Source organism: Bifidobacterium sp. ESL0763 (genome assembly GCF_029433395.1).
In the GTDB taxonomy this organism is placed as follows: domain Bacteria; phylum Actinomycetota; class Actinomycetes; order Actinomycetales; family Bifidobacteriaceae; genus Bifidobacterium.
Genome location: NZ_JAQTHW010000002.1, coordinates 980,016 through 996,138 on the forward strand (window position 1 = coordinate 980,016; position 16,123 = coordinate 996,138).

The 16,123-nt window shown below is 66.4% G+C and carries 11 protein-coding genes; 1 reads left to right on the top strand and 10 read right to left on the bottom strand.

The features are described 5' to 3' along the window. Positions 1-235 precede the first annotated feature (235 nt). From PT282_RS04875 to PT282_RS04920, 10 genes are all read right to left on the bottom strand, one after another. Entirely contained in the window at positions 236-1,261 is a 1,026-nt protein-coding gene (locus PT282_RS04875) for a Ppx/GppA family phosphatase (protein WP_277168427.1), read from the bottom strand. Positions 1,262-1,413: 152 nt separating this feature from the next. Next, on the bottom strand, positions 1,414-1,947 hold the full coding sequence (locus PT282_RS04880; RefSeq protein ID WP_277168944.1) for a DUF501 domain-containing protein: 534 nt from the start codon (positions 1,945-1,947) through the stop codon (positions 1,414-1,416). Between the two features lie 286 nt (positions 1,948-2,233). Beyond that, on the bottom strand, positions 2,234-2,923 hold the full coding sequence (locus tag PT282_RS04885; protein ID WP_277168428.1) for a septum formation initiator family protein: 690 nt from the start codon (positions 2,921-2,923) through the stop codon (positions 2,234-2,236). A gap of 120 nt (positions 2,924-3,043) precedes the next feature. Next, the gene (gene eno, locus PT282_RS04890) at positions 3,044-4,339 is read right to left on the bottom strand and encodes a phosphopyruvate hydratase (protein ID WP_277168429.1); all 1,296 of its coding nucleotides are present in this window, start codon (positions 4,337-4,339) and stop codon (positions 3,044-3,046) included. Between the two features lie 92 nt (positions 4,340-4,431). Beyond that, on the bottom strand, positions 4,432-7,944 hold the full coding sequence (gene mfd / locus PT282_RS04895; protein ID WP_277168945.1) for a transcription-repair coupling factor: 3,513 nt from the start codon (positions 7,942-7,944) through the stop codon (positions 4,432-4,434). Between the two features lie 142 nt (positions 7,945-8,086). Beyond that, positions 8,087-8,686, bottom strand: coding sequence for an aminoacyl-tRNA hydrolase (gene pth, locus PT282_RS04900; protein WP_277168430.1), 600 nt, complete (start codon positions 8,684-8,686; stop codon positions 8,087-8,089). A 258-nt stretch (positions 8,687-8,944) separates the two neighbouring features. After that, positions 8,945-9,472: a GNAT family N-acetyltransferase gene (locus PT282_RS04905; protein ID WP_277168431.1), complete on the bottom strand. Its 528-nt coding sequence runs from the start codon at positions 9,470-9,472 to the stop codon at positions 8,945-8,947. Positions 9,473-9,660: 188 nt separating this feature from the next. Then, positions 9,661-12,876: a UPF0182 family protein gene (locus PT282_RS04910; RefSeq protein ID WP_277168432.1), complete on the bottom strand. Its 3,216-nt coding sequence runs from the start codon at positions 12,874-12,876 to the stop codon at positions 9,661-9,663. 104 nt (positions 12,877-12,980) lie between these two features. Continuing rightward, a complete protein-coding gene (locus tag PT282_RS04915) occupies positions 12,981-13,319 on the bottom strand; it encodes a branched-chain amino acid transporter permease (protein WP_374114140.1) in 339 nt (112 codons plus the stop codon). Further along, entirely contained in the window at positions 13,316-14,128 is an 813-nt protein-coding gene (locus tag PT282_RS04920) for an AzlC family ABC transporter permease (protein ID WP_277168433.1), read from the bottom strand. The genes PT282_RS04915 and PT282_RS04920 overlap by 4 nt, the downstream gene beginning before the upstream one ends. Positions 14,129-14,363: 235 nt before the next feature. Here PT282_RS04920 and brnQ point away from each other — a divergent pair, with 235 nt between their 5' ends. Next, positions 14,364-15,884: a branched-chain amino acid transport system II carrier protein gene (brnQ, locus tag PT282_RS04925; RefSeq protein WP_277168434.1), complete on the top strand. Its 1,521-nt coding sequence runs from the start codon at positions 14,364-14,366 to the stop codon at positions 15,882-15,884. Positions 15,885-16,123: the final 239 nt, after the last annotated feature.

The window sequence follows — 16,123 nt, forward strand, 5'->3', positions numbered from 1 at the left end:
ACAGATGCCCATTATGTCATATGCCCTCTACCCGTTTCGGGTACCTTGTGGACGTCGCAGACAGGCATCGAAAACGGCCTGGGCAGCCTCTTCCACCCAGCCCACGCGCGTGGCGTCGATGCCCGCTCCCATCGCTTCGACAATGACGCGTGGAGAAGCCATCCGTCAGCTGCCAGCCGCTATATCAGCCATCTCCTGTGGGTTCGAGTCCCACCGGGGTACTTCATGAACGTCCTCAGCCCCGCAGCAGCCTCATACCGTAGTCGAGGACGATGCCGTCGAGCAGGCCGTGGTCGCTGGAGACGAACGAGTCGATGGGCTGGCCGTGGTCGGCGCTCGCCGCCTCGCTGACCCGCCTCAGCACGCGGTTCCAGACCAGCGCGCCTCCGCCCACCACGTCGACGCGGCCGGGATGGATGGTCTTGTAGGTGGCGCGTTCGGCACGGGTCATCTTGAGGAAGCGGTCGTCGACGGCGAAGACGTCCTGGTTGACCACGCGCACACCGTCGACCTTGCTGTGGTCGTATTCCTTGAGCCCCAGCACCAGAGCGGTCATCGTGGTCACCGATCCGGAGACGCCGATGATGGTGCGCGCCCTGCCCGCGGGCACATGTTCGAACGCCTCGTCGATATGCCGGTCGATGTCCGCCTCGGCCTCGGCGATCTGCGCGGCGGTGGGCGGGTCGTCGCGCAGGTGGCGCTCGGTCATGCGCACCGATCCGATGTTCATCGAGAAGGCGGCCTGCACCTGGGTGGCCGGCGCCGTCTGCCCGTCGCCGCCGAGCACCATCTCGGTCGACCCTCCGCCCAGGTCGACCACGAGGTATGGGGCGGCCAACCCGTCGCGCGGCACGATGCTGGTGGCGCCGAGGAAGCTCAGCGCGGCCTCCTCGGTGCCGGCGATGACCTCGGGGCGCACGCCGAGGATGGATTCGATGCCGTCCTCGAACTCCTGGCGGTTCGCGGCGTCACGCGTGGCCGAGGTGGCCACGAAGCGCAGGCCGTCGACCGGATGGCGGCCGAGCACCTCGGCGAACTCGTGGGCGGCGGTGTAGGCGCGTTGCAGGGCGTCATCGGAGAACCGGTGGTTCTTGTCGACGTCCTCGCCCAGGCGGATGACGCGCAGCAATCTGGGCACAATGTCCTCGCCGGTGCCGTCGGCCCGCACCCGCGAGATCTTCAGGCGTATCGAATTGGTGCCGCAGTCGATGCCCGCGACCGTCACCGATTTCCCCGACGGCATGTCCGTTCCGTGTTCCATCCTTGCTTCCCTCCGCGATCATGGCGCCCTCGGGCGTCTTCCTCCGCGTCTTGACGTTTGCTCCAATGACCTGGCACTGCGGCCTTCGCATTCCGTTCACCGGCCTCGGCTCGGCCTGTCCGATCCGACCACTCCGCCCCAGCCAGTCGCCCCTACTCCCCCGGCTCGTCCAGCGTCGTGGTGCAGCGGCAGACCGTGGGGTCGAATTCGTCGGCGATGCGTTCCAGGACCATGTCGCCGATGGGGTTGGCGCCCCGGCCCATCACCAGCGTCTGCGCCAGGATGGCGTGCAGGCATTTGACGCGCACCGGCATGCCGCCCGCGCTCGTGCCCTTGATGTGTTCCTCGCTGTCGCCCACGCGTTCGGCCAGCTCGTGGCGGAAGGCGAGGTAGAGCCTGTGGGCGCGCTCGTAGGCGGCATGGACCTGCTCGTCATGTTCGACGAGTTCGGTATAGTCCTTCATCGTCCCGTCGGCCTCCACGTGGGAGACGGCCTTGACGGCCTCGGGGCTGGTCAGGTAGCAGGTGGTGGGGAACGGCGTGCCGTCGGGCAGCTGGGGCCTGGTGACCACGGCCAGCGGTCTGCCGCACACGCACCGAGCGCCCACGGCCACCATGCCGCGGGGGTAGCGTCCGAGCTGCTTGCCGGCCATGGCGATGTCCCTGTCGGTGGCGGGGTCGGCCATCACCCGGTCGACCAGCGCCTGGGCCTGCCGCTCAAGGACTTGCTGCGAATTCGTCTCGTCGCCAACCGATGGCGCGTGTGCTTGCCGTTGTTCCAAACCGCGATGCCTTCCTTTTGAAAACCAAGGCGTCGATCCGGCTCCGGCCGCATCGACTTCCGTTTCGTTCACGTCTGTCTACCCGCCTATCCAAGCATATGGCGTCGAACGCCGTCAGACGTCCTGCCGTCAGGCGCCTCGTCGCCACGTTGTCTGGCCATACCGGTCAATCGACTCGCCCAGGCTGCCGCTAGCTGCGGGCTGCCGACTTGGATTCCCGCGACTTCGACCGGGCCGTCGCCTTGTCCGCCTTGGCTTTCTTCTTGGAATCCCGCTTCTTGGCGTCCTTTTTCCTGTCGGTTTTCGCCTTGTCGTCCGACTTCGTGCCGGACTCGCCCGTGTCGCTTGACGTCGGCGTCATGTCCTTGCGCTGCGAGGGCAGCGGCTCGTCGGCCTTCTTGAAGCCGTAGGCCAGCTCGCTGTACCACGGCAGGGCGCGCGAGTCCTCGTCGGGGCTCACCGTCTTGGCCTCGTCCTTGGACTTGATGCCGGTGACCGCCTCGGGATGCTCCACATGAATCGACTGCTCGCCGGGAAAGACGAAACCGAGCCGCTGCCTGGCCTGGGCGGTGACGTATGCCTTGTCGTTCCAGCGCGAGATGTCGTTCTCGAGGTTCGCCTTCTTGGTGACCAGCTGGGATTCCTGGCGTTTGAGGCCGTTGAGCTCGGTGACGCTCTGGCTGTAGCTGAAGATGGTGGTGGCCAGCTGGATGACGCCCAGGGCCACGACGACCACGACGATGAAGAGGGCGAGCGGGCCGAAGTCCCCCCTCTTCGCTTTCCGCTTCGTCTTCGATGTCGCGTTGGCGCGCCCGGTGCCACGCCCGGTGGCATGACCGGTGTTGCGGCCGGTGGCGCGTTCGCGGCTCGATGTGCTCATATAACAAGAAATTACCCGTCGCATTCGACTTGCTGCGGATGCGACGGGCAATCAGATCACCTCATGCCTTGGCACGCGGGCCACGGGCGATGCCCATGGCGCAAACATGCCGAAGCGGGGTTACTTCGTGTACTTCTTGCAGGCCTTGAAGGCGGAATAGCCGGCGTACTCGGCGGTGGAGCCAAGCTCCTCCTCGATCTCGAGCAGGCGGTTGTACTTCGCGATGCGCTCGCCACGGGCCGGGGCGCCGGTCTTGATCTGACGGGTGTTCTTGGCGACGGCGAGATCGGCGATGGTGGTGTCCGAGGTCTCGCCGGAACGGTGGGAGACCATGGAGGTGAAGCCGTTGGCCGTGGCGAGCTCGATGGCGTCGAGCGTCTCGGTGACGGAGCCGATCTGGTTGAGCTTGACCAGCAGGGAGTTCGCGGCCTTCAGGTCGATGCCCTTCTGCAGGCGCTTCGGATTGGTGACCAGCAGGTCGTCGCCGACGAACTGGAGCTTGTCGCCCATCGCGGCGGTGATCTTCTGCCAGGCGGCCCAATCCTCCTCGGCGAACGGATCCTCGATGGAGACCAGCGGGTACTTGGAGACGAGCTCCTTGTAGTAGTCCAGCATGTAGTCGGCATCGCGGTCGGCGCCGTCGAAGTGGTACTTGTCGGTGTCCTTGTTGTAGAACTCGGAGGACGCCACGTCGAGGCACAGGCCGATCTGCTTGCCGGGCTCATAGCCGGCGGCCTCGATGGCCTGCATGATGTACTTGAGGGAATCCTCGTTGGTCTTCATCTTCGGAGCGAAGCCGCCCTCGTCGCCGAGGCCGGTCTCGTGGCCGTCCTTCTTCAAGATGGACTTCAGGGTGTGATAGACCTCGACGCCGGCGCGCAGGGCTTCCCTGTAGGTGTCGAAGCCGTAGGGGGAGATCATGTATTCCTGGATGTCGGTGGCGAAGTCCGCGTGGGCGCCGCCGTTCATGATGTTCATGTTCGGCACCGGCAGGATGTGGCCGTTGGTGCCGCCGAGATAGCGGTAGAGCGGCAGGTCGGCGGAGTCGGCGGCGGCGTAGAGGGCCGCGAGCGAGACGCCGAGGATGGCGTTGGCGCCGAGCTTGCCCTTGTTGGGGGTGCCGTCGAGCTCGATCATGGTCTCGTCGAGGGCGCGCTGGTCGGTGGCGTCCATGCCGATGACCTTGGGGGCGATGACCTCGTTGACGGCCTTCACCGCGTCGAGGACACCCTTGCCCTGGTAACGGGACTTGTCGCCGTCGCGACGCTCCCAGGCCTCCGCCTCACCGGTGGAAGCACCGGAGGGAACCAGGCCCAGGCCCTCGGCGCCGTCGACGGTGTTGAGCACGACCTCGACGGTCGGATTTCCACGGGAATCAAGAATTTCGCGTGCGTAGACGCTTTCAATTGCTGCCACAACCGCTCCTTACAGTTGACTACATTATCGGTTTCCAGCTTACCGGCTTTGTTGGACGAAAAGCAAGACAGGAAGCCGATTGTCGTTAGCGTTCACATCACCTTGTATGCCAGGTCGTCCAGCAGCTGGTCGGCCCAGCCCATCACCTCGGGGCTGGTCATCGGCTTGCCGCCCAGGCTGCCGGCGAACGGCGCGGGGATGAGCCAGGTGTGGGTGACCGGGCGGTACTGCGCGCCCTTGTAGATCCGCGAGATGCGCATCTGCAACGATTCGGGCGGGTCGACCTTGGCGACGCGCACGCGCCTGCCCTGGGCGACGATCTCGGAGATACCGAGCGCGCGGGCGCGGCCGCGCAGGCGGGCGACGTCGAAGAGGGTGTCGAACTGCTCGGGCAGCGGGCCGTAGCGGTCGGTGAGCTCCTCGCGCAGGTCGGTGAGGTCCTGCTCGCTGCGGGCGCCGGCCAGCTTGCGGTAGGCCTCGAGGCGCAGCTTGTCGGAGTCGATGTAGTCCACCGGGATCGAGGCCTCGATGGGCAGGTCGATGGTGACCGCGACCGACTCCTTGCGCTCCGGCTCCTTGTATTGCTCGACGGCCTCGGAGACCATGCGCACGTAGAGGTCGAAGCCGACGCCCTCGATGTGGCCGCTCTGTTCACCGCCCAGCAGGTTGCCCGTGCCGCGCAGCTCGAGGTCCTTCATCGCCACGTCGAAGCCGGAGCCGAGCGCGGTGTTCTGCGCGATGGTGGCCAGGCGGTCGTGCGACTGCTGGGTCATGGGCTTCGACGGGTCGTAGAGGAAATAGGCGTAGGCGCGTTCGCGGCCGCGGCCGACACGTCCTCGCAGCTGGTGGAGCTGGCTGAGGCCGAAATGGTCGGCGTGGTCGACGATCAGCGTGTTGGCGTTGCTGATATCGAGGCCCGTCTCGATGATCGTGGTGCACACCAGCACGTCGATGTCGCGATGCCAGAAGTCCTGGATGATGCGGTCGAGCTGCTTCTCCCCCATCTTGCCGTGGGCGATGCCGATGCGCGCCTCGGGCACCAGCTCGTGGATCTTGGCGGAGACCTTGTCGATGTCGTTGACCCGGTTGTGCACGTAGAAGACCTGGCCGCCGCGCAGCAGCTCCCGCCGGACGGCGGCGGTGACCTGCGCGTCCTCCTGGGCGCCCACGTAGGTGAGCACGGGCAGGCGGTCCTCGGGAGGCGTGGCCAGCGTCGACATCTCGCGGATGCCGGTGACCGCCATCTCCAGGGTGCGCGGAATCGGGGTGGCGGAAAGCGAGAGCACGTCGATGTTGGTGCGCAGCGCCTTCAGGGTCTCCTTGTGCTCGACGCCGAAACGCTGCTCCTCGTCGATGATCAGCAGACCCAGGTCCTTGAACCTGATCTTGGGGTTCAGCAGCTTGTGGGTGCCGATGACCAGGTCGACCTCGCCGGACTCGAGGCCCTTGAGGGTCTCGTCGATCTCCTTCTTGGTCTGGAATCGGCTCATCGCGGCCACGGTGACCGGGAAGCCCTCGTAGCGTTCGGTGAACGTCTCGTAATGCTGCTGCACCAACAGCGTGGTCGGCGCCAGCAGCGCGACCTGCTTGCCGTCCTGGATCGCCTTGAACGCCGCGCGCACGGCGATCTCGGTCTTGCCGAAGCCGACGTCGCCGCAGATCAGGCGGTCCATCGGCACCGGCTTCTCCATGTCGGCCTTCACCTCGTCGATGGTGGTGAGCTGGTCGGCGGTCTCCTGGTAGGGGAAGGCCTCCTCCAGCTCCTTCTGCCACGGGGTATCGGGGCTGAAGGCGAAGCCCTTGGCCTGCTGGCGCGCGGAATAGAGCTTGACCAGGTCGTCGGCGATCTGCCGCACGTGCTTGCGCGCCTTGGCCTTGGTCTGCGACCAGTCGGAGCCGCCGAGCTTGTTGAGCTTTGGTTTGTCGGCGCCGATGTATTTGGAGATCTGGTCGAGCTGGTCGGTGGGGATGAAGAGCTTGTCGGCCGGGGCGTTGCGTTTCGAGGGCGCGTACTCGATGACGAGGTATTCGCGGGTGGCGCGGTTGGCGCCCACGCCGGTGGTGCGCTGGCGCATCTCGACGAAGCGGCCGATGCCGTGCTGCTCGTGGACGATGTAGTCGCCGGCCTTGAGTTCCATCAGGTCGATGGCCTTGTGGCGGCGACGACGGGTCTTGCGTTGGGCGACGGCGCTGGTCCTGCCGGTCAGGTCGCGCTCGGTGAGCAGAGCGAACCTGGCGGAAGCGTCGACGAAGCCGTCCATGGCCTGCGAGCGCACGGTGTCGAAGCGGGTGACGCCGGTCTGGTTGAGGGCGCGGGTCAGGCGCGAGAGCGTGCCGTTGGCGGCGGCGGTGAGGGTGACCTCGAACCCGTCGTCGATCAGCCCCTCCACGCCGGTTCTCGCGCGCTGCTCGTCGCCGCGGTATTCCTCGGGCATCTTGGCGTCCAGCTGGACGTGGCCGGCGATGGCCTCGTCGACGCCGAAGCTGGTGAGCCGCCAGACCTGGTGGTCTGAGAACTCCAGGGAGCCGATGGTCTCGTCGAAGTCGAGGAAGCTGGCCTCTTCGAAGCTGATGGGTGCGCCGGCGCCGTGGCCGCTGGCCGCCACATGCCAGCTGGCGGCGAGGAACTCGTTGGCGGTCTTGGCGAGGTCGGCGGCTGAACGGCGCAGCTTCTCCGGGTCGCTCAGCATGATGACGGCGTCTTTGGGCAGCATCGCCGAGACCGGCTGCATGTCGTCGATCAGCGCGGGGATCAGCGACTCCATGCCTTCCACCGGGATGGAGTCGGCGATGGATTGCAGCATGTCGTCGGCGTTGGGGATCTGGCCGATGAGCGTTTTGGCGCGGGCGCGGACCTTGTCGGTCAGCTGCAGCTCGCGGCAGGGCGTCGCCCAGACGACATCGACGCCGTCGCCGTAGGTGCGCTGGTCGGAGGCGTGGAACTCCCTGATGGTGTCGATCTCGTCGCCGAAGAACTCGATGCGCACCGGGTGCGGCAGGGTCGGCGGGAACACGTCGACGATGCCGCCACGCACGGCGAACTCGCCGCGGTTGACCACCAGGTCGACGCGGGTGTAGGCGTTCTCGACCAATCGGGCCGATACCTCGTCCAGCGCGATCTCATGGCCCACCCTGAACACCAGCGGCTCCACGTCGCCGAGGCCCGCGACCACCGGCTGGATGAGCGAGCGCACCGGCATCACCAGGATGCGGATGGGGCCGAACATGGCGCTGCCGGCCTGCGGATGGCAGAGCCTGCGGAAGACGGCCATGCGGCTGGCCACGGTGTCGGCGCGCGGCGACAGGCGCTCGTGCGGCAGCGTCTCCCAGGCCTCGAGCTGGCTCACCTCATGGGGGTCTCCCCCGTACCAGGAACGGATGGCGTTGACGGTCTCCTCGGCCTCGCGGCTCGAGGGCACGATGAGCACCACCGGCGAATACTGGGCGCGTGCGGCGGCGAGGGCCGGGCGGATGCCGAGGGGCGCGCCGACGCTCAGCGCCTGGTCGGCCGCGCCCTCGGGCGGTTCGATCTGGTCGGCGAGCAGGTCGCGGAAGGCGCCGTCGTCCTCCAGCCGGGGCAGGAACCCTGCCAGCGCGCCCGCCATGCCGGTCGTGCCTTCAGCCTTTGGTGTGGTCTTGCCTGCCGGTGTTGCCGTTGCCTGCTGCGTTGCCGTGGTGTCCGTTTCCTTCGCCTGCCTACCTGTGCGTTTGCCTTCGCTGGCGGCATGGCCCGTGCGGCCTTGTGCCTCAGCGGCCATTGAAGCGCTCCTGCGCCTCGGCGAGGCCGGAGAACATGATGGTCTCGGCCGCGTCGGCGCCGTCGGCCAGGAAGTCGGGAAGCTCCTTGCGCTGGGCGCCGGAGAAGCCGCCGAGCACCCAGTTGACGGTGTTCTCGTGGGCGTGCGGGCCGCGGGCGGCGTGGCCGGTGCCCATGCGCACCCGGGCGTACTTGTTGGTGCCGAGCGACTTGTCGATGGAACGGATGCCGTTGTGCCCGCCCGCCGAGCCGCCGGCCTTCACCTTGATGCGCCCGAAGTCGAGGTCCATGTCGTCGTGGATGGCCACGACGTGGTCAGGCTCGATGTCGTAGTAGTTGCAGATCGACGAGACGGCGTTGCCGGAATCGTTCATGTAGGTCAGCGGCTTGGCCAGGAAGAACTTCATGGCGCGTCCGTCGAGCCTCATGATGCCCTTGCCCAGCTCGGCCAGGCCCTTGTGGTCGCTCAGCGTCACCGACCAGCGCTCGGCCAGCACGTCGGCGACCATGAAGCCCATGTTGTGCCGGGTGCCCTCGTACTTCCTGCCGGGGTTGCCCAACCCCGCGACCAGCCAAAAATCAGATGCCATTGCCTCGTGTGTTCCTTTTCGAATACGCCGTCAGGTGGGGCGGTGACGCCATCCACCTTGGTTTCGCCTGCATCCGGGCATGACAAAAGCCGCCGAATGCGACGATCAACATCTCCATGGTACCGGCTGCAAGAGACCCGCGCGCCGCATACCGCGCAGGGGCGAACCAGGTCGCGCCGGACCGTGAGGCGAACGCCGGGCGGAGGAACCGGACTCCATCGCCGACTCCGAAATCCCTGCGCCGATCCGGCCGATCCCCTATCGCAGGTCCTGGTACCAGTAGTTCACGTCGAGGTAGCCCTTGCCGTCCCAGCTCGCCTGCGGCAGCATGCCGAAGCGGGTGAAGCCGTACTTGCGCATCAGCGCGTTCGACCCGTCGTTGATGGCGAAGATCAGCGCCACGGCCATGTGGGCGCCGAGCTTTTTGGCGCGGGCGACGAGCCATTCGACCATGGCCGAGCCGTAGCCCCGGCGCCTGGCCGATCCGGCGATGTAGTAGCTCAGCTCGAGCACGCCGTCGTAGCCCTCGCGGTAGTTGTAGCGCGACAGGGAGCCGAAGCCGACCACCGTGCCGTCCCCGTCGGTGATGACGACCACGGGATATTGCGCGCGCGGCCGGTGGCTTTCGACCCATGCGCGCCGCTCGTCGAGGGTCTGCGGCCTCAGGTCGGCGGTGGAGGTGAAGGTCACCACCGCCTCGTTGTAGATGTCGGTGATGGCCTGGATGTCGCCATCGTTCGCGTCCCTGATCCTCGCCTTCAAAGGCTCCACGTTGTGCGCAACCATTTCCTCGCTCGCTTCCCTGTTCCTCATATCGTCCGAACGGCTTTCAACCATCGTTCGAATGCCGTTCGACCATCCCTCAACCATTATCCATGATGAATGATGGCATGGAACGGGCGAACCGCCATCATTCCATGCCATCATGCGGCCTCAACGCCTTGCGGCCGTCGAGGTGACACGGCCGCCGAGCCCTATTGCTGCCCCTCGAGCTGCAGGGCGCGGTTGAGCTGGTCGTTGAGCTCCTGCTGGGCCTTGCCGTAGCCGGCCCAGTCGCCACGCTTCATCGCGGCGTCGGAGTCCTTCATGGCCTGCCCCGCCTTGCTCAGCGCGTCCTTCAGGTCGGGGTTCGACGCGGCCGCGCCGGATTGCCCGGATTTCGCCGCGTCCTTGCCCTTCTTGGAGGTGTCGGCCTGCGGCGTCGACGAGGATGCGCCACCCGTGTTCTCCGCGTCGCCGGCCGAGGCTCCGGAGTCGCCGCCGAAGACCTGGTCGAGCGCCTCGTCGAGGGTGTCGGCGAACCCGACCTGGTCGCCGAAGGCCACGAGGACCTTCTTGAGCAGCGGGAAGCTGGTCGGACCGTTGGACTGCACATAGACCGGCTCGATGTAGACCAGTCCGCCGCCCAACGGAAGCGTCAGCAGGTTGCCGCGCCGCACCTTGGTGGAGCCCTGTTCCAGAAGGTTGAGCTCCTTGGAGACGTCGGCGTTGGAGTTGAAGTTGTTCTGCGCCTGGCCCGGGCCCGGCACGTTCGAGTCCTTCGGCAGCTCCTGCAAACGTATGGTGCCATAGTTCGGCCCGACCTTGCCCGGAGTCGACCCGGCGTCGGAGTCCACGGAGAGGAATCCGGTGAGGATCTCGCGCGTGGAGGTGCCGGCGGGGATGTAGGTGGAGGTCAGCGAGAAGAGCGGCTCCTTGGATCCGCCCGTCTTGAGCGTCAGATAGTACGGCGGCTGCAGCACGTGCCTCTTCTGCTCCCCCGGCAGCTGGGTGGGATCGACGGGCGTCTGCCAGAAGTCCTCGCCGGAGAAGAACTGGCCGGCGCTGGTCACATGGTATTTGGCCAGCAGCTGGCGCTGCACCTTGAAGAGGCTCTCCGGGTAGCGCAGGTGGCTCATCAGCTGGCCGGAGATCTGCGAGAGCGGGTGGTATTGGCCGGGGAAGATCTTCTGCCAGGCCTTGATCACCGGGTCCTGCTGGTCCCAGACGTAGAGGTTCACCGAGCCGTCGTAGGCGTCGACCGTGGCCTTGACCGAATTGCGGATGTAGTTGGCCGGCTGCGACTGCAGGCCCTGGATGGTCTTGGAGGCCACCGTGGTGGAGTCCTTCGTGGCCACGCCGAGGTCGGTGGTCTGCGAATACGGGTAGGCGTCGGAGGTCGTGTAGCCGTCGACGATCCACTTCACGCGGCCGTTGACCACCGCCGGGTACACACGCCCGTCAAGGGTGAGATACGGAGCCACCTTGGCCACACGCTCCCGCGGGCTGCGGTCGTAGAGGATCTGCGAATCGGGGGTGACGCGGTCGGAGAAGAAGATCTGGTCGCTGCCGAAGCGGATGGCATAGAGCAGACGCGTGAAGAGGTTGTTGACCTTCGGCCCGCCGTTGCCCTCGAACGTGTTGGAGGCGCCGGTGGAGCCCTGCGGGTAGTCGAACTCCCAGGGCTTGCTGCCCTTGGGCGAGCCGACCACGGAATAGTCCGGCGAGTTCGGGGAGAAGTAGATGCGCGGCTCGTAGTGCTGGCTCTTGGTGAGCTTGCCCTGGGTGGGGATGCCGGATTCGAAGAACTCGGGGTTGCCGTCGCTGGTCACCTTGTTGCCGTAGGCCGCCACGACGCCGTAGCCGTGGGTGAAGACGGTGTGGTCGTTGACCCAGTTGCGGTTGTCGTTGCCCTTGACGTTGAGCTCGCGGGCGGCGATCACCGTGTCCTGGCTCTTGCCGTCAATGTCGTACTTGTCGACCGCCAGGGAATCGGCGAACATGTAGTACTGCTTGGACTGCTGCAGCTGCTTGAACGTCGGCGAGATGACCTCGGGGTCGAGCAGACGGATCTGCGCGGTGGTCTCGGGATCGTTGGCCAGCGCGCCGGAATGGCCCTGGGTGGTGGCCTGGTATTGGTCCACCTTCACCTTGTCGAGTCCGTAGGCCTGTTGCGTGGCCTTGATGTTGCGCGAGATATAGGTCGATTCCATCTCCTGCTCGTTGGGGCTGACCTGGAAACGCTGCAGGAGCATGGGCCAGACGACGCCGAGGATGAGCGCGACCACCACGGCCGCGGCGACCGAGACGACCGGAAGCTTCCACGCCTTCACCGCGCGGCCGACCGGGGCCGATGCGGCGGAGGGGCGCTCGAGGGCGTGCGAGGCGAAGAGCCAGACGCCCAGCACCAGCCCGAGCACGGCGATCACGCCGGCGAGGATGAAGGTCACCGGGATGCCCACGTGCACCGTGGTGTAGTCGGCGCCGGTGAAGCGGCTGCCCTGCTCGGTGAGGTCGTCGAAGGCGCCCACCGCATGGCGCACCGCCCAGACCAGCATGTTGAGCACGAACCAGATGGAGATCTGATGGCGGGCGTGCCGGGTCATGGAGACGATGCCGTGGCCGTCGACCGGCATGGTCACGCGGATGCCACCCATGGCGAAATGCGTGATGACCGAGAAGATGAGCCCGAAGAGCAGCAGCATCGTCAGCGCCGAGAGCATGAGCTTGAGCCCGGGCAGCACGAAGACGTAGAAGCCGTTGTCGATGCCGAACTGCGGGTCACGCACGCCGAAGGACTGCGCGTTGAACATCAGCAGCACCTCGGACCAGTTGGCGTTGAAGCGCGAGCCGAAGACCAGGCCGACGATCAGCGAGATGACGACCGCCACGCGGCGCGCCGTCTTGGAGCTGACCGACTTGCCGACCTCGACGACGTCGCCCTTGATGCGGATGGTTGAGCCGTCGGCGGAATCGGGACGGGTGCGGATCGCCATGGTGGCGGCCAGGTAGCTGACCAGCGCCATCAGCACGGCGAAGGCCACCCACAGCCCTACCTTGGTCCACAGCTGGGTCCAGACCACCGACTGGAAGCCGAGCTGGCCGTACCACATCAGGTCGGTGATGAAGCGGTCGAGCCCGAAGACCAGGGCCAGCAGTACCGCCAGCACGATCACGATGCCGAGGAAGACCTTCGTGCCCCGGGAGAGGCCCGGACGCGGGGCCTTGGACCTGGTCCTGGTGATGCGCGGGCCGCCCGGCCTCGGGGGCCAGTTGAACCGGCCGGAGCGACCGGAGGCATGCGGGGCGTCGCCGTTGGTCTCGACATTGAGGATCGTGGGATCGTCATCGTCGTCCGAGCCCTCGTGACGATTGGCGCCGAAGCGGTTGCGCGGGTCGGGGAACCCGCCTAATAGGTCGAAGAAAGACATGGTCCCATTCTAGCGAAAGGTGTGGCCCCGCTCACGCTTCGCCATGCCCGGTATCCGTGGCCACCGCCAGTGGCCGCCGATTCCGCGTTCCCGGCCGCGTTCCCTCAGGCGAAGACGGTCTGCACCAGCGCCATGTAGAGGATGGTGCCCACGAAGATGGCCAGCAGGCTGTTGTGGCGCCAGCGGTAGAAGAGGACCATGACCAGCACCGCGATCGCCTCGGGGGCGCCGTGGTTGCCGCTGAACGGCGTGACGTCCTTGAGCGAGTAGACCACGAGCATGCCGGTGATGGCCGGCGGCAGCACGTCGCCCAGGTAGCGCACGAACTTCGGCGGGATCTTCGACTCGGGGAAGAGGATGAACATCGCGAAACGCGTGAAGATAGTCGTCAGGCTCACGATGGCGATGATAATGATGGATTGCCACACGGTCATGGTCATCATCGCGCCACCTCCTTCGTCGTCTCCGCGGTGCCGTCCGCGGCGGTCTTTCCGGCGTCCCCGGGCTTCGTGTCCACTCCTGCGGGCAGGCCCTTGTCATGGGGCTTCTCAAGATAGGGACGCAGCAGCTGGAAGACCACCAGCATCGCCACCAGGGCCGGGAGCATGAAGCGCTGCGGGCCGAAGACGGCCAGGCAGGCCACCGAGGCGACCAGGCCCACCAGCACGGGGACATGCCCGCGCAGGGTGTGCGGCGAGGCCTTCCACTGGTCGAGCAGGATCGAGACGAACATGGCGACCATGGCGAAGCCGACGCCCTTGGTGGAGAACGGCAGGATGCCGCCGATGAGCCAGCCGAGCATCGCGCCGCCGACCCAATAGCAGTAGTCGAGCAGCGAGACCCACAGGTAGGCCCATCCGCGGTCGATGCCCTCGGGCACCCGCATCGAGGAGTTGATGGCGAAGGTCTCGTCGCACATCCAGAAGATCAGGAACGGCTTCTTCCAGCCCATGTTACGGTAGGGTCCCAGCATCGAAAGCCCGTAGAAGAAGTGGCGGCCGTTGACCATGAGGGTGAGAATGAGGGCCGCGAAGGGGTTGAAGGCGCTGACCAGCAGATCGACGAGCACGAATTCCATGGAGCCGGCGAAGATGGTGGCGGCCATGAGCGCCGGGTAGACGAAGGGAAATCCCTTGGAATACATCAGCAGGCCGTAGGACATCCCGGTGAACATGAAGCTGATGCATATCGGCAGCGTCCGCGCGAACACGAATCTGAACGCCTTGAGCCTGGCACCTTGCCCCACCACCATCCGACACGCCTCCATCTCTCTGCCTGGGATCGCCGCCGGAGCTCGCCGGCGAGCGAAACAAGAGCCAGTCTAGCGTGCGCGTACCCTTCGACCCGCCGGCGTTCCACATGGCGACGCCGCGCATCCTTGGCAAGGCGATATGCGGTGACTATAGTGAACGCGTGGCCATGCCGCGCCGCCGCACCAATCACATGGGCGGGCGCGCGGACACGGCAAGCGACGAAAGGACACGAACATGGCGAACGGCGCGACTTCCACCCACAAGGCGGAGTCCCAAGGCGAGGGTGGGGCCCCATCCGCCGAAACGACGAAAGATCCGGCGGCGACGGAGCATCCGGCGGCCGCGACCACGACGGCAACGGCGAAACCGGCGGGGCTGCCCTACGGCAAGAGGCTGGTCGTGGCCTTCACCTTCTTCTCGATGTTCTTCGGGGCGGGCAACCTCATCTTCCCGCCGCTGATGGGCGCGCAGTCGCAGTCGGCGTCGGTGCCGGCCACCATCGGCTTCATCGTCTCCGCGGTCGGCCTGCCGATCCTGGGCGTGCTGGCCGTGGCCTCGGCCGGCGGCTTCGAGCGCCTCGCCTCCCGCGTCTCCCCCAGGTTCGCCGCCATCCTGGCCTTCGTCATCATCATGGCCATCGGCCCCTGCTTCGCCATCCCGCGCACGGCCACCACCTCCTACGAGATGGCGATCACGCCCTTCTTCGGCGAGAACAACCGCCTGGCGCTGCTGGTCTATTCCCTTGTCTTCTTCGCGCTCTCCTTCATCCTGAGCCAGCACCCCGAGCGCCTCTCCAAGTCGCTGGGCCGCGTGATGGGCCCGTTGCTGTTGGCGCTGATCGTGGTCATGTTCGTCTCCTGCGTCTTCATCGGCCACGGCGCGCTGCGCCAGCCCTTCGGCGAGTACGCACACGGCGCCCTGGTCTACGGCTTCGTCAACGGCTACCAGACCATGGACCTGCTGGCGGCGCTCTACTTCGGCATTGTCATCTCCGCCAACATCTCGCAGTTCGGCGTCACCGAGACCAGGGCCAACCGCCGCGAGATCAGCATCGCCGGGGCCAGCACAGGCGTCCTGCTCATCCTCATCTATTCCGCCCTCTCCTTCATCGGCGCGGTGAGCGGGTCGATCAGGCCGGCCAACGGCAAGAACGACACGGGCGCCACGGTGCTCACCAACATCACCACCTCGGCCTTCGGCTCCGTCGGCACGCTTTTCGTCGGGCTCATCTTCGTGCTGGCCTGCTTCAACGTCTGCACCGGCCTGATCTCCACCTGCGCCACCTATTTCGAGGAACACTTCCCCACCGTCCTCGGCCATCCGGTGCGCTACCGCGCGTGGACCGTGGTCTTCGCGATCTTCAGCTTCGTGGTCTCCAACGCAGGGCTGAGCGCCATCATCACCGTCTCGCTGCCGGTGCTCGGCGCGCTCTACCCCATCGCCATCGTGCTCGTGGCGCTCAACCTCGTCGAGAGGCCGTTCTCCTCGAGGTTCCCGCGCGTCTACTTCTGGACGGTGCTGCTGGTGGCGATCTTCAGCATCGTCGACTGCGTGGTGAAGCTGCTGGCGGTCTTCGGCCTGCCGGTGGCGGCCGCCAGCGACGCCCTGGCCACCCTGCCGCTCTACGGCGCGCAGCTGACCTGGCTCATCCCAGCGGCCCTGGGCATCGTCATCGGCGTGGTCGACAGCCTCATCCGCTCGCGGCGTCACGGCGGCGACCCGTCCAAGGCCGAGGGCGTGGCCGTGTCGGAGTGAGGCGACGACGGTCATCGGGCCGTTGGTCCGATCGCCGATGGATTAGGCAAAGGCGACGCGAGGATGGTTTCCAGCGTCGCCTTTGTCGTCAGACCATCGGCGATCGGCCATGCCACGTCATCTGCCTGCTGGCAGTTGACGGTTGAACATGGAATATAGGAAAAGCCCCGACGGTTCGTATTCCGCGGGGCTTTCTGCGTGCCAATGCTGGTCAGTAACGGCATCCACCATCCCATCGC